This window comes from Desulfosarcina variabilis str. Montpellier (assembly GCF_048565275.1).
Lineage (GTDB): Bacteria > Desulfobacterota > Desulfobacteria > Desulfobacterales > Desulfosarcinaceae > Desulfosarcina > Desulfosarcina variabilis.
Genome location: NZ_CP159846.1, coordinates 1,007,133 through 1,021,728, shown reverse-complemented (window position 1 = coordinate 1,021,728; position 14,596 = coordinate 1,007,133). Strand labels below are relative to the sequence as shown.

General features: G+C 50.6%; 15 protein-coding genes. 1 reads left to right on the top strand and 14 read right to left on the bottom strand.

Going from position 1 to position 14,596, the window contains the following annotated elements; all coding sequences use genetic code 11:
• Positions 1 to 95: 95 nt before the first annotated feature.
• The 11 genes from Dvar_RS04525 to Dvar_RS04475 form a co-directional block, all read right to left on the bottom strand.
• Positions 96 to 3,236 (bottom strand): NAD-glutamate dehydrogenase domain-containing protein, encoded by a 3,141-nt coding sequence (locus tag Dvar_RS04525; RefSeq protein WP_419660521.1) that lies wholly within the window; start codon positions 3,234 to 3,236, stop codon positions 96 to 98.
• A gap of 1 nt (position 3,237) precedes the next feature.
• A complete protein-coding gene (locus tag Dvar_RS04520) occupies positions 3,238 to 3,372 on the bottom strand; it encodes a hypothetical protein (protein WP_419660520.1) in 135 nt (44 codons plus the stop codon).
• Positions 3,373 to 3,506: 134 nt separating this feature from the next.
• The gene (locus tag Dvar_RS04515) at positions 3,507 to 3,743 is read right to left on the bottom strand and encodes a hexameric tyrosine-coordinated heme protein (protein WP_155302330.1); all 237 of its coding nucleotides are present in this window, start codon (positions 3,741 to 3,743) and stop codon (positions 3,507 to 3,509) included.
• Positions 3,744 to 3,766: 23 nt separating this feature from the next.
• The gene (locus tag Dvar_RS04510) at positions 3,767 to 4,138 is read right to left on the bottom strand and encodes a DUF488 domain-containing protein (RefSeq protein ID WP_419660519.1); all 372 of its coding nucleotides are present in this window, start codon (positions 4,136 to 4,138) and stop codon (positions 3,767 to 3,769) included.
• A gap of 115 nt (positions 4,139 to 4,253) precedes the next feature.
• The gene (rnk, locus tag Dvar_RS04505; protein ID WP_155302328.1) at positions 4,254 to 4,670 is read right to left on the bottom strand and encodes a nucleoside diphosphate kinase regulator; all 417 of its coding nucleotides are present in this window, start codon (positions 4,668 to 4,670) and stop codon (positions 4,254 to 4,256) included.
• A 35-nt stretch (positions 4,671 to 4,705) separates the two neighbouring features.
• Entirely contained in the window at positions 4,706 to 6,679 is a 1,974-nt protein-coding gene (locus tag Dvar_RS04500; protein WP_155302327.1) for a cation:proton antiporter, read from the bottom strand.
• Between the two features lie 272 nt (positions 6,680 to 6,951).
• Complete coding sequence (locus tag Dvar_RS04495) at positions 6,952 to 7,701, bottom strand: IclR family transcriptional regulator (RefSeq protein ID WP_269433811.1); 750 nt, start codon at positions 7,699 to 7,701, stop codon at positions 6,952 to 6,954.
• A gap of 76 nt (positions 7,702 to 7,777) precedes the next feature.
• A complete protein-coding gene (locus tag Dvar_RS04490; RefSeq protein WP_155302325.1) occupies positions 7,778 to 8,341 on the bottom strand; it encodes a DUF2179 domain-containing protein in 564 nt (187 codons plus the stop codon).
• A gap of 187 nt (positions 8,342 to 8,528) precedes the next feature.
• A complete protein-coding gene (locus tag Dvar_RS04485; RefSeq protein ID WP_155302324.1) occupies positions 8,529 to 8,837 on the bottom strand; it encodes an isoamylase early set domain-containing protein in 309 nt (102 codons plus the stop codon).
• Positions 8,838 to 8,964: 127 nt separating this feature from the next.
• On the bottom strand, positions 8,965 to 9,249 hold the full coding sequence (locus Dvar_RS04480; protein ID WP_155302323.1) for a GreA/GreB family elongation factor: 285 nt from the start codon (positions 9,247 to 9,249) through the stop codon (positions 8,965 to 8,967).
• 256 nt (positions 9,250 to 9,505) lie between these two features.
• Positions 9,506 to 10,054 (bottom strand): hypothetical protein, encoded by a 549-nt coding sequence (locus tag Dvar_RS04475; protein WP_155302322.1) that lies wholly within the window; start codon positions 10,052 to 10,054, stop codon positions 9,506 to 9,508.
• A 312-nt stretch (positions 10,055 to 10,366) separates the two neighbouring features.
• Here Dvar_RS04475 and Dvar_RS04470 point away from each other — a divergent pair, with 312 nt between their 5' ends.
• A complete protein-coding gene (locus Dvar_RS04470; protein ID WP_419660518.1) occupies positions 10,367 to 10,759 on the top strand; it encodes a hypothetical protein in 393 nt (130 codons plus the stop codon).
• A gap of 97 nt (positions 10,760 to 10,856) precedes the next feature.
• Here the strand turns inward: Dvar_RS04470 and Dvar_RS04465 are convergent, their stop codons facing one another.
• From Dvar_RS04465 to Dvar_RS04455, 3 genes are all read right to left on the bottom strand, one after another.
• Positions 10,857 to 12,830, bottom strand: coding sequence for an NAD(P)(+) transhydrogenase (Re/Si-specific) subunit beta (locus Dvar_RS04465; protein ID WP_419660517.1), 1,974 nt, complete (start codon positions 12,828 to 12,830; stop codon positions 10,857 to 10,859).
• Between the two features lie 61 nt (positions 12,831 to 12,891).
• Entirely contained in the window at positions 12,892 to 13,260 is a 369-nt protein-coding gene (locus tag Dvar_RS04460) for an NAD(P) transhydrogenase subunit alpha (RefSeq protein ID WP_155302319.1), read from the bottom strand.
• A gap of 107 nt (positions 13,261 to 13,367) precedes the next feature.
• Positions 13,368 to 14,540 (bottom strand): NAD(P) transhydrogenase subunit alpha, encoded by a 1,173-nt coding sequence (locus Dvar_RS04455; protein WP_231715659.1) that lies wholly within the window; start codon positions 14,538 to 14,540, stop codon positions 13,368 to 13,370.
• Between the last annotated feature and the right edge of the window lie 56 nt (positions 14,541 to 14,596).

The window sequence follows — 14,596 nt, the reverse complement described above, 5'->3', positions numbered from 1 at the left end:
GTGTTGTCAAATCATTTTATTCGCAAGTTTGCGCGAGTGTCCATTCTTTTTGTGAATTTTTTCGAAATCAGACCTTCCATTGGAAAACAATCCCCTCAGACAACCCGGCGGAGAGACTCCATCGAATCCTTTCGAAAGGAGCTGCAGTACTCTTCCCAATCGAGACCGAACTTGTAAAAGGCCAACGAAGCCAGTTTCTTTGTTATTATCGCGTTACGGTACGCTTCAAGCTCATTATCATTCAGCAGCGTTTCGATGGTTTCCCGGCCCAACTGTTCAACCAGAATGGATGGAATATAGTGAAGCATCGTATTCCAGACCAAATCCCGGTCTTCGAGGACGGCGTTCAAATCGGCCTGGATTTCCTCCTGAAGGGCAAAAATTTGTTCGCTCGTCCGTTCGGAAAGTGTAAACAGAGGTGTTTTGGGGTTTTGCTCATAGATTTCGATCAGCACCTTGGTTTCCAACCGGGAATATTTCGCTACCAGGTCCATGATGTCTTTAATCAGACGCCAACGGATTTCATCGTTATCGAGAAGTTTTTCTTCATACTGGTCCCCGAGTAAAAACGCGGCGAGAACTTCGGCGATCGAGCTTGAAAAGACGCCGCCCTTGTTGGCTGTGCTGTCCTTGATGTGCTTGACGGCGGAGTGGGCCGCGATATGACGCCGCGCCGCATCGTCGAAAAAGACATTGGCGCCTTCGACGATAAAGGCCAGTTCCCGGAAGTTTTCCAGAAAGCCTTTGACATTGCCGTGATTGATCGTGTCCTTGAAACCGCCGCAAGGAATGAAGGCACGGATATCGGCCTCTTCGATATACCTGCGGTTTTCCGGATTCGTGAGAAAAGTCCGATGGAACAGCGCACCATCTTCGACCCAAGCACCATCCGGAAGGGTACACCGCTTCGCGGCCATCGGAACCATAAAACCCCTTGGGCCCAGTTTTTCAGGAGGGAAAGCCAACGAATTGGATCTGGGGCGGCTGTGTCGCTTGAACGCGATTTTTAACAACTCGTCGCGGTTCAACCCATCCGGATCGAAAAGGACCGAGCCGCCATCGACGATCAGGCAGATTTTTCCCTTGTAGCACTGAATCTGGTTGGCGCCCAAGTCGCCATCCGGGCCGCCGGTCATCATGAGATTCAAGTCCTCTTCCCGCTGGCCATAATGTTCGATCAGGGTGCGAAACGAAGTGACCACGGAAGTGGTGGTCATGCCGCTGGTATCGATTTTGCCGCCGATCCGTTCGCGGATTTCATCCATATCCAGGCTGGTCAAATCGGATTGACCCTCGACTTTCAGTCCGGTGCCCTTGTCTCCGCAGTCAAACAGACCGAAAAGCGTGCCGCCTTCAAGACGTCCGTAAGTGTCGTGGGGGATGCCGAAGCTCTTGCCGGTTGTAATCGTTCGCCAGTGTTTATATCCTCTTTCGCGGGCGCGGTAGGAAACCGCATCCATGAATGAAGCGGTGCCTTCATCAGGGCCGAAGAACAGCATCTCCGGTTTTTCGCAGTAATCGACGATCCCGTCCGTTTCAAGCATCAGGTCCATGATCCCCTCGGTGAAATCGAAAAGGGCATCCAGGCCATAGCCTGTGGCGTACAACGGGTGGGGAATGACCACCCCTTTGGCGCCGCTTTCACAGATATCCTTGTGTTTGAGGCGTTGCGCCTTGGGGCCCAGAGCGAAGTTAAGGAGCACCGCATTGTCCAGTTCGGCGGTGTGGTTTTCCGGGGTGGTCCGGATCATGCGCACCCCTCCCCTGGAAATGTCTTCCGCCCTGAGGTGGGTGCCGCGGGCATAATGGCCGTTGACAAAAAAGACACCGTAAACGGACTGATCGAAAACCAATGGATCCAGGACCCGGTTGTCCAGCCGGAAAGAAAAACTGCGCTTTTGCGGCTTGTAGAAGTTGGTTTTAAGCGTACCGGAGACAAACTTGAACATGAAGAGAAAAATGTCATAGCCCAAACGGAAATCGATGAATCGGCTGGCGATGGTTTTTCTGAACGCCTGGAATTCCTGTTCGATCCGCTTATCGGTCATTCGATTCCTGTGTGATGGATCGAACCGGTCGGCAAACATTCCGTAAAGCTCTTTGATTAGGTCCGGATTGGCCTTTACCGTTTCGATGATGATTTTAAAGCTGTAGGTGGATTTGTTGGATTTGTGGATCCTTGAAGCAAAGGCTTCCCGGTAATCCTGGCTGTCGAGACGTTGGAGGATTTCTCGATCCGTCCCGTTTTCGCGTTCCTGGAAAATGAACATGTGCGTGAAATCAACCGCATTGATGGCAAACAGCATTTCGTTGAAGGATAAATGCCTTTTGGCGTAGAGTTCGGTGATACCATTGACGCTCAGCGACAAAAATGCGCCAAGATCCGTGAGCAGGGCGGCTTCTTTTTTCTGGGACAGTTCTCCAAGAAGGTAGATCGAGCAGATCGACGATGGGGTGCGGGCCTTGCCCAGGTACGGCTCCCAATAGGCCCGGTTCAGTTCGAAGCCGTGATCCTGGCAGATGTTTCGTAAAATGGCAATTTGAGGATCTTCAAAATCCGAATTGAACATCAACCGCGTTTCGCCCGTTTCGGGTAGGTTGAACACTTCTATGAACGGTAAGGCCGACCGTTCCATTTCCTCCAGAAACCTTTTATAGCGCATGCGTGTCGGTTCCGGCGTGGCGTGGTAATCCCCGGCCAGGTCAAAGAGAAAGCGGGACTTTTTGAACTCCTTTCGGTCGAAGTCTTTCACGGTTTCCGGGCGGGCGATGTACGTATAGTATTGGCTTTCGGGGTTGTAATAATATTCCCGGCGATGTCCGGATATGGACTCGTTCAGCATGGTTTCCATGCTGTCCCGGGTCTCCTGGGTGGCGATCCTGACTTTCTGCAGGGCATTTTCATGCTCCAGGGAAAAGTCGATGTTGGCGACCCGGCCGGTCAGAAAAACGCGGTCCTTGTTAACGGCCATGGAAGTCGCGATCGAGGCCAGCATGCCTTTCAGGGAGGTCTGCTGTAGATTCTCGAAAAAATAGTTAGGCAGTCCCAGATCCTTCAGCAGGATGCCGGCGGCCATATTGATGGCGCTGGAGGTAATCAGGCCTTCGGAGGCCAGATCGATCACCGCCTGGTAGAGACCGCGAATGTCCAAGTTGACCTGCTCCACCAGTTCGACAATTTGGGATCCCCGAGTCACTGAAAGGGCGCCATGGATATCGTTGGTTTGGGTTATCATATCACCTTTCCTCTGCCTGGAATGGATCGATCAGTCTTTTGGCCGTCAGCCGAGCATCCCCGGGCAGCTTGATGGTTTTCTCGTTATCGTAATGCGGATTATCGACGCCCGAATAACCGGGCTTTTTCCTCCACATTGTAGACGATCACTTTTTTTGCTTCGTAGACTGTCAGGAGACGATACTTTCTGCTTATACAAGCGCTTGGACGGCAGTGTTTTGCAGGATATCGACTCCCATTACCAAATATCCTTAATCAACAATCAGATGAGCTATGAACCGCTATTCCAATACTTATTCGCTGCGGCTATCGTTTGAAAGTTGACTGCCACGACTTGTGATGCTGCAATCAAACTGTCGGCATTGTTGGCGTAATCTTCTCTTAATCTCTTTCTGATTTCATCGGAAGGTTGAGTGTACTTGACACCCATTCGAGACAGTTTAATTGCAAGTTCAAATCCTTCCTGGGGGGAATCTGTCTTCAGAGTACTGAGCCAAGTGTTTGACATAGGAACCTCCTTGTGTTTGTGAATTATTTCAATGACCCATCATGGACTAAAATTGACTCAAGAAAAGCCTTCAAGGCAACGGCCTGGTTGCAACGGGCATCCCTGGCAGAAAAAAGAAGTGTGATGGGTCCCTTTCGTGCAAGTTCCGAAAGCGTTGCCAACACCTCCGGTTGGTCCTTCAACTCCGCAAAATAACGCTCTTTAAATGCTTCCCATCTTGATCGGTCATGGGCGAACCATTTTCGAAGAGCGGTGCTCGGCGCGGCATCTTTCAGCCACAGATCGGCTTGGACCTTTTCCTTAGACAGCCCCCTGGGCCAAACCCGGTCCACAAGGACGCGGTTTCCATCGATCTTCTCGGCTGGATCGTAGACTCGTTTGGTTTGAATATTCATGCGATTGTTAATAGTCTTTATTCCATTGGTTGGTGCGTGTTTCTATATTCGTTCGACAAAACAGGTTCTACATTATTGTGATCACCGGACACTGCAATTCCAAGATTCGGTTGTGCTAAAGATGATAATCACCCGCGGCTTCAGGCTGGTAGAGTATCCTTTCAATCTTAAAGCAACGGTGTCCGGCTGGAACACGCCATTCAATAACGTCGCCCTCGGCGTGCCCGAGGATGGCTGTCCCGACTGGAGACAGGACGGACAACCTGCCCTTGTCAATGTCAGCATCCCTGGGAAAGGTCAGGGTGAAAATCATCGGCTTGTTTTCGTCAATGTCAATCAATGCCACCCGGGAATTCATGGTGACGACATTTGGAGGAACATTTTTGGAATCAACTAGGGTGCCTTCCTGGATTTCCGCTTCGAGCTCCTCCAGATCCAAACGATCCCGATAGCTGAATTCGCCAGCTGCAGCGAGAAGATCTTCAAGCCGTTCAAGGTCGAACTTGGTGATGTAAATCGTGCGGTTTTGCATAATCTTTTTTCCTTAAACACCGGTTAATGGTTGATTTATCCACTACATAGCGGAGACGATGCCACTTGAAAAAATATGTCTCTGCTCCTGTCATTTCCGATAATTGCGACTAAATCCCCGGGTTCTAAAACAAAGTCGGCATCGGGATTGGGTCGTAACTCACCTTGCCGGACAACTCCGACGACAGATGCCCCCGTTGTTTTTCGTATTTCGCTCTTTCCAATCGTCCGATGGGCCATCCGACTTTCCCGAGGCAGACGGATCCATTGCAAATCGAACTGTTGTTCGGCACCTCGAAGTTGGGTCAATAAGCGATAATTATCATTGTTGTCCAACATGGAAGCATATCGTTCCTGACGAATGGTGTCCGTATGACGTTGAACTTCGGTCGGCGGAACGCTGAGGTGGAGAAGGGCCTGGCGTGTCATTTCAAGGCCCGCCTCGAATTCCGGAAGAACGGTTTCCACAACCCCCAGGTCTTTGAAAAAATCTAAGTAATCCGGCCCGGGTGCACGCGCGACAATTCCGATGTGCCCGTTTAACCGTTTGGACTGAACCACTGTCGATTTGGCCGCCACAAGTCCAGGTATGGTCAGAATTAAAATGGCGGCATCTTTTATCCCCGCTGCATCAAGAACAATTTCCTGGCTGGCATCGCCATAAACAACGGCCAAGCCGGCGACCTTGGCTTGATCGAATCGCCGGTGGTCCAGTTCGATGATCGCAAATGGCAATCCCAGACGCTGCAAGACCTGTGCAACCTGAAAACCGACACGGCCGCCACCGGCGATAACTGCATGGTTCTTAAGCCCGATATCGGGAATGCTCGCCGACTCAAGCGGTTCATGACGCATCCAATGCTTCTTCAACGCATAGAGCCTTGCCGTTTGACCCGAAACCAATGGGGTCAGTACCATCGTCAAGACCGTGGCGGTCAATATCAACGTGTATAAATCATGGTTGATCGAGTTTGATGATACCCCTACCCTTGCCAAGACGAACGAAAACTCGCCAATCTGAAACAAGCCCAGTCCTACGGCCAGAGGAATCACGTTACCATACTTGAAAATCCGAACGATGAGCGCAAATATGATGCCCTTGCCAATGCCCACGGCCAGCACCAAAATAACAACCTGGCTGAAATGATTCACCAGAAAGGCGGGATCCAACAACATGCCAACCGAGGTGAAAAACAAAAGCCCAAAAAGATCTCGAAGCGGAATTATATCGCTGAGGGCTTGATAACCATAGTCGGACTCACTCAACACCATACCGGCGACAAATGCCCCAAAGGCAAAAGAAAGCCCCAGCAGATGCGTTAAGTAACCGATGCCCAAACCGATGGCAGTGATGGCGAGCAAAAAGAGTTCCCTCGAACCCAAATTGGCGATATGAGTCATGAGTCGAGGCAGAATCCGGGTCCCGAGCAATATCATTCCGGCGATAAAAATAGCCGCTTTGACCGCGGAGAAGCCGATGGCATGGATACCCACTGCCGGGTTATTCAGCTGAGGAAGAATAATCATCATGGGGATCACGGCCAGATCCTGCACGATAAGCATTCCGATCATCACCTTACTGGAAAGAGTGCCTATCCAGCCCTGGTTCATGAGCGTCTTGAGGATCACCATGGTGCTCGAAAGAGAGATAAATGCCCCGAGCCACAGTGATGACTTCCAATCCCACCCCATTAAGCTGCCTATACATAACCCAAGACAGATGGTAAGGATCATTTGGAGGGGCGTACCGATCAACGCCACTTTTTTAACCGGCTTGAGATCCTTGAGGCTAAACTCAAGTCCCAATGCAAACAGAAGCAAGGCCACGCCTATCTCGGCAAGCAATTCAATTTCGTGAATGTTCGAGACCGTAATACCCCCGGTGTGCGGTCCCAAGACAACCCCGGCCGCAATATAGCCCAGAATTAACGGCTGGCCGAGTCGTTGCAGGATTATGCCGCAAGAAAATGCTGCAACGATCAGCAGTATAATGTCAGTCGCGATACCCATTTTTTCCCCAGCGTGTATCAAACCGCGTCCGCCTGTTGATCGATCAACCATGGATATCGAACAGGCCGTACGACAGGCTGTCAAACAATCAAGATATGCTATTATCAGACGTTCTTTTGCTCTGCCTCTGATAAATGCTTCCTCCGGCTCCATCGGGAACCTTGCTTAAGCGCCAGTACTCTTCTCTGATTTCTTTAAGCCTTAGGAATTAACACTGGAAGTGATTCCAGCGGTTCATTAATAAAAGACAGATCGTTGATGAAAAGGGCGACTCAGTCTCGGCTGCTGCCAAGCTTTTTGGAGATCACGCGGCAGCTCTGGATGAGATCAAAGGACAATTTTGAAATAACTACAGACGTCATTCGATTTGTCGGTCCGAAAACACCGATTGAATAAGCGGGTTCGTTGGTATGATTGAATACCGGTGCGGCGACACACCTGATGCCCACGGCCCATTTTTCGTCGTCCGTTGCATATCCATCGCGCCTTATCCCGTCGAGTTCGGACAAAAAGGCACCAGAATCATTGGTTGTACAGGGGAGACACGAATCAAGATGAACGGCATCGGCATAAACCTCTTGGTCTTCCCGATTCCTGAAGGCCAGAATTACTTTTCCCATGGCATGGCTACTGGCTGACGTGCGGCTACCAACTGTCGAATGATAATTGAACAATTTCCTTCCTGTAAGCGTGTCGATGATCACCATATCTTGTCCGTCCAATATACTGAGGCTGACGGTTTCGCCGTGACTTTGAACCAAACGCTGCATGAACGGGCGCGCGGTGGTAAAAATCTCGCTATGATTGATAACTCGACTGCCTAGTTCAAACAGTTTCATGGACAGGGCATACCGTGCACGTTCGTCTTGACGAACATAGCCAAGTTTGTGAAGCGTCGCTAAAAAACGATGCGCTACGCTACGACTCGACCCCATCATACGAGCGGACTCACTGGCAGTCAGTTGTCCATTTTCAGCAAGCAGTTCGATCATTCGTAGGCCGCGTGCCAGTGAGGAGATCATGTAATAAGGTTTTCCCTCGCGACGATTTAGCATACCCTCTTCAGCCTTTTTGACTATTGATGTCGATATGATACAACTATTTACGGTTACTGATCGCTCGCCAACCGCCAAGCGGCGAAAAGACCGGCCGGTATATTTTGCTCATATCCCGTGCCTGCTCGATTACGTAAAACAGTTTCGGGTCGATGCACTGAACGTCTGGCAGAATCCACTTGAGATCACGTCGTCGGCAGGCAATATAAAGTTCGTTGACCGGTCCATGTTTGCCCTCTCCTCGGAATACTGTAACCGGCTGCCCTTTTTCTCTCAGGTGCGATGCGATGGCAGGACCTGCGTTAGGGGTAATAATTCGGAGAATCGTCGTTCCAAAAGCAAGCATGCGCTCCACCCTGATTCCAACCACGTTTCCAGTTGCGTATCCGAATGCATAAAAAATGACCAGTAGTGGCTTGTCGGCAATCTGATTGATCACCGTGCCGGCCACGGTCACCCAGATGGTAATCTCAAAAATGGCCAGAACAAACGCGATACCGGTCCTTCCTTGAACGGTAACGATGGTTCGGATAGTACCCATTGACACATCGCAGATTCTAGCCAGAAAAATGATAACGCCCGTCAGGAGAATATGCGGATCAAACATAGCCTTTGGATTTGCCTTTCAATGTGGGAACATCCAGCTATAATCTATTTTTCATTCGATCCATTATCGCCCATGCCGATTAGAACAGAGCCCCCGACAATCCTTTGCCGATGCCTTCCAAATCCGACCAGGCGGCATTGAAGGCAAAAACCAGCGACCCAGTAAAATAATGACGGGTAAGGAGACCCTACAGATTGATCACCGAATTTTGGCTGTCCCCAAAAGGGGTCGGCAGATAGCCGTCGGCATCCGGGTCGTTTTCCCAGCGGGATTCCTCCAATAAATAGCGGAACTGATACGACCGGCCTTTTTTCAGCTCAACGGTAGCACTAAAAGCACCTTTTTTAGATCTTTTCATTGGTGTCGCCGAGGTCGACCAGTCGTTGAACTCGCCCACCACATGAGCCTGAGTTGCCGCGTCTGCCATCTTCTCCGGGATATTAAACGTAACCTTGCACACGGGTTTGCTCTTTAAAGCCTGCTTACGAATAGCCATGTTGTACCTCCGTTTGTTGAGTGGTTCTGCAATGCTATGAACATAGTGCACAATTCTTATCGGTATGGATTGTTACCGACGCCAATTCAATGGCAAACCTTCCGAAGCTGCCATACCGGCACAATCGTCAAATTCGTTCTGATCGAAAAACAGATCGCACTTCAAATCTTCTTAGACCAGATGGCGCCTGCCAGGTGATCATATTTCCAACGCTTTTGCATATCAAGGCGGCACCCAAGGTCGTCAAAATCGAGATTTTACCATTTCTCGCATCGTGGTCTTCAGGCGGAACGAGGCAAAAGCGGAACACTTCTCCGCTATCCACATCTTTTATACATATTTTTGAGTTTGCTTTTACCGTATAGGATGGTTGCGTGCTCGAGGGATCTTTTTTAATTCCTTTCAGATGCATTGTACCTCCGTTACTTATTCGCGCTCTGAAGCACTAAGCGACGCTCCTCTGATTAAAATGAACTTTCCTTTAAAGGGCTACCTTACCAAGCTTTTGGAGTGACCGATCCGTTCCCGATTGAGAGCTCTTACCAGCACTAATACCCTATGAAGAGTAGCAACGAAAGCATCACCGTTTTCCAGCACGTAGTCGCGGATATCGCATAATCTATTTGTCATTTTGGGAAAATTATGCATTCACCAAACTTACAATGTGATTAAACGTCCCTGCTGCTATCCTGTGTCGGAGAAGGACAAGAGGTAATGATCTCTCTGATTTTCTTGTAGACATCTGAAAATCGAATCAAACCTACAAGGTACGATCCGTCTTGAACGAATAGAGAATCGTGGCGATTGACGATAAAAAGATGAAAAGCACTGTCCATTTTATCATCGGCTTTTACGATATGGTCAGAAGTAGGCATCTTGATAAAAGTATGAATTTTGACGCTGTAAGCTTTTTTGCAAAGTTCACCAAGTGGTCTGTGCCACATCCGAATCAGTTGGTAATAAGGAGTTGCTTTAAGGTCGTCGATGTTGGCATAGTTTGGCTCCAAGCCCTGGACAACGTCCATGGGGGATAATTTTCCAACGATATTGCCCGCCCCGTCATAGACCAATAGTATTCTTTCTGGTGCTTTGCCTGATTTGAATTCCAAATCAGCCTTTTCCAATGCAGCCACCGCTTCCATAAAAGTAGCCTGGTTGGAAATACGAGGAAACTCATCAGTTGGACGCATCAATTCCCTTACCTTCATCTTCTCCATTTATAGACCCTCTTCCTTGTCGAATCAAAGAATCCGTTGGGAATTCTATTTTCGTTTCGGATTGAACTTCTACTGACAAAATAGTAAGGATAACGAGAACAAAGCTGCCTACTACCGACCTGAGAGATAAGGATAAAGCTTTTTATAACATTCCGGGCAGATACCATGGCTGAAAGTCGCTTCGGTTCGTTTTTGTACGTAAGCTTCCAGCTGGTGCCAAGCCCCTTTTTCATCTCTGATGCTTTTGCATGAGGCACAGATGGGAATAAACCCCCTGAGCACTTTTTGATATATCCTTTCAAGATGTTTGAAATGCTCGTTTCTTTCGTCTATCAATTTTTTCCGATAAATCGTTTGGCCAATCAAGCAGGCAACCGCATTCAAAAGAAAGACTTCCTCCTCCAAAAACGGCCCCTTGAAACTATCAGGGCGCATTTCTACATAGGCCACTTCAAGGGAGCCGACATTCTCTTCATCGGCAAGGATATCCGCGATCAACAGCCAACGGCTGTGAACGTATCTTTCGGACCTGTATTCTTGTTCGCCGATCACTATGCGGGAACAGGCAACTTTTGGAAATTGCAGCCCGCTCGGTATCAGGTCCGCAACCTGCTGGATCGCTTTTTCCAGAGATCCATGTTCCGCGATCCCCAAAAGGTTGATAGCTCGATACAGACAATCCAATTCTTTGGTCCGCTCGTTTAAATTATGAACATGTTTGATGTCGAGCCGGGATGAAGAAGCTTTGTCGTTAGGGTCCCCGGGCACATTTTTTGAGTCCTCCAAATAGCGAATCGTCATGTCACCCTCCCTCTGCCTGGAATGTTTCGATCAGTTTTTTGGCCGTCAGCCGGGCATCCCCGAGCAGCATGATGGTATTCTCATTGTCGTAGAGCGGATTCTCTACGCCTGAATAGCCTGGCTTTTTGTCCATATTGCAGACAATCACCGTTCTGGCCTCGTGGGCCATCAGAATCGGCATGCCGGAAATCGGCGTCCCCTCCCGCTGGATGGCTGACGGGTTGACGACATCGCAGGCACCGACGACCATGGCCACATCCGTTTCGGCAAATCCGGGGTTGGCCTCATCCATTTCGATCAGGTTTTCGTAATCGACGTCGGCCTCGGCCAGAAGCACGTTCATATGCCCGGGCATGCGGCCGGCAACCGGATGGATCGCGTAATCCACCTGTGCGCCTTTTTGTTGTAAAATATTCCCCAGTTCCACAATATCGAATTGGGCCTTGGCCAGCGCCATACCGTACCCCGGAATAATGACGATTCGTTTTGCTCGAGAAAGCGCTTGGACGGCGTCGGGGGTGCGATCCTGATCGGTTTTATCGGCAGGCATCTCAACGGACTGTTTTTCGGTCAACGCGTCCAGGAGGCGCTGGACGGTTTTCTTGGCGTCTCCCGCCAGCAAAATCGTGTTGCCATTGGAATAAAGCGGATTTTCAACCCCGGAATAACCGGGTTTTTCATCGAAATTGCAGCACACCACATGCTTGGCCTCGTGGGCCATCAGGATCGGCATGCCGGATATCGGAGTCCCCTCGACATCGATGGCCGCGGGATTGACCACATCGCAGGCCCCGACGACCAGCACCAGATCCGTGGACTGAAATTCAGGGTTGATGGCTTCCATCTCCACCAGCATGTCGTAGTCTACGCCGGCTTCAGCCAGCAGCACATTCATGTGCCCGGGCATGCGGCCGGCGACCGGGTGAATGGCATATTGAACGGTGCTCCCGCCGGCGATCAATCGATTGGCCAGCTCGACGACCTCCGTCTGTGCTTTTGCCAGGGCCATACCGTATCCGGGAACAATAATGATAGAGTGGGCTTGTTTGATAATGTTTATGGCCTTTGTGAACGGTTCTTGTGCATTTATCTCTTCAGGATCGGAATGGTTAGCAGCGTGTGGTGGTGGAGACGCGACAGTCGATGCTTTTTTGCCCACCGCTCCATTTTTTTTGACCGTTTTAGGAAAAAATACCCTGAAAAGGTTTCGGTTCATTGCTTTGCACATCACATGCGTGAGAATGGAACCAGAAGCCGCGACCGTTGCACCGAAAGCAATCAGCAGCTGATTTCCGATCACCATCCCGCAAAAAGAAGCCGCCAAGCCTGCGGTCGCGTTGAGAAAGGAAATCAGCACCGGCATGTCGGCGCCGCCAATACGGACCGAAAACAAGATGCCGAAAAGAACGGAAAGGAGGATCTGGATCAAATAAACAACCCACACCAGTTCGGAGGTGATGTAAAAGGATAACCCTCCAACAAAAAACAGGCCGCCAATGTTCCACCACAACAACATTTGATGACCGGGGAGGATTTGCTGGGTTTGCCTCATTCTGTTAGATAATTTGGCAGAGGCTACCATGCTGCCACTGAACGTCAACGCCCCGATGGTCATTCCCAACAAGCCCGAAATTTCGCTCACCGGTTCCAGCGCGTGGGAGCTGCGGGTCAACTCAACCAGAGATACAAGGAAAGCCGCTACCCCGCCTGCGCCGTGTTGAAAGGCGACCATGGCCGGGATCTGGATCATGCTGACGGCACGTGCCACCGCATACCCGGCGATCGCTCCCCCCAGCAGAGACAGGATAACGACACCTGCGTCCAATATCCCGTTGCGGTATAGAACCAAGAAAAAAGCGCACATCAGCGCAAATGCCGCGGTCAGGTTACCGGTCTTTGCTCGGCGGGGCGCCCGGAACTGCCATATACCCGCGATCAGAATCAAAATAACTGAAAAGTCGATAGTAAGTGTCATAGCACGATGGATTTCGTTTACGGGTTATTGGAGACGCTCCACAGCACGCTGCGGCGAATCTTCACCAAATGGATAGAAAACGATCGTTCGGCCGTTTGCGCACCCTGCCGTGATCAGCGGTGAATTCTCTCGATTGTACGTTCGATATTGTTCGTTTTTCCTTGAAAAGTCTCAGCATTCTGTCCGTAATAGCAAAACCGCCGACGACATTGAACGTGGCCGTTACAATGGCCACGCCGCCTAAGATTTTTTCAGAGACGGTCGTCGGAAATGAAAACAGAATCACGGCTCCCAGTATGGTGACGGCCGAGATGGCATTGGTCATCGACATCAATGGCGTGTGCAGCAATGCGGGCACCTTGGATATCAACAGGTAGCCAACGATAAAGGCCGCCGCGAAGACGCCCAACATCAAAAGTAAATTCAGCATCGGATTTCCTCTGTCCCCGCGCAGTAATATCCACCGGCGGGGTCCGGCATTGAAGAGCCGCCATGAAAATCCAGGCGGCTTTCATTTCTTTTTCCCCTGAAATCGACTCAATTGGACAGATTCGTCCGCATGGCCTTTAAGGCGCCTTCGTGATGAATGGTGCCACGGTGCGTGACCAGAGAGCTGTTGACAATCTCGTCTTCGAGGTCAAGCGTTTCGACGCCGTTTTTGAAAAGGTTGTCAACGTAGTGAAACATGTTGTTGGCATACAGCCAACTGGCGTGGACGGCCATCCTGCCGGGGATGTTCTGTATGCCCGAGATATGCACGCCCAGCCGCCGGCTGAACCGCCCGGGTTCCGTCACTTCACAGTTTCCCCCCTGGTCCACGGATACATCCATGATCACCGAGCCGGGTTTCATCCTGGATACCATGTCTTCCGTAACCAGGATCGGAGCGATTTCTCCCGGCACCAGTGCGCTCAAGATGACCACATCGGCACCTTCCAGGTGGGGAGCGATGGTGCGCTGCTCGATTTCGAGCCACTCTTTTTCCAAGGCCTTGGCGTAGCCCCCCTTGCCGATGGCCAGCTCCTGGGGGATGTCGAAATCCACCACCTTGGCGCCCAGACTTTCCGCCTCGGTGCAGGCATCCTTGCGGATATCGATGGCCTTGACCACCCCACCGAGCCGCTTGGCCGTGGCAATGGCCTGAAGCCCTACCACGCCGGTGCCGACGATGAGAAATGTAGCCGGTTTGATGGTGCCGATGGCCGTGCCGATCATGGGGATAAAGGTGGGCAGTTTGTCAGCCGCCATGATCACCGATTTATATCCGGTGACGGTGCTCATGGAAGAAAGGGCATCCATGCGCTGCGCACGCGAAATGCGCGGGATGCCGTCCATGGTCAGGGCGGTGATGTTTTTGTCCCGAAGCCGCTTCACGATATCGTGGTTTTCGGGAGTTGCCGGGTGGAGAAAAGTGATCAGGATGCCGTCGTCTCGAAGCATATTGACTTCATGGGTATCCAGTTTCTGGTTGAATACGGGCTGCTTGACTTTTAGAATAATGTCGGATTCTTCAAACAGGCGCGCCGTGTCGGCGATGATGTCTGCCCCGGCCATCCGGTATTCTTCATCGCTGATGGAAATGCCTTCTCCTGCCGATGCTTCGACGACCACTTCGAATCCCCGTTCGATGTATTTCATTACGGTTTCCGGTGTGGCGGCGACTCTTTTTTCTTCGGACAAAATCTCCTTCGGGATACCGATTCGCATCATTGACCTCTCAATAAAAGAATTTAGAAATGGGTGGATCTGTCGAGACGCTATCCATC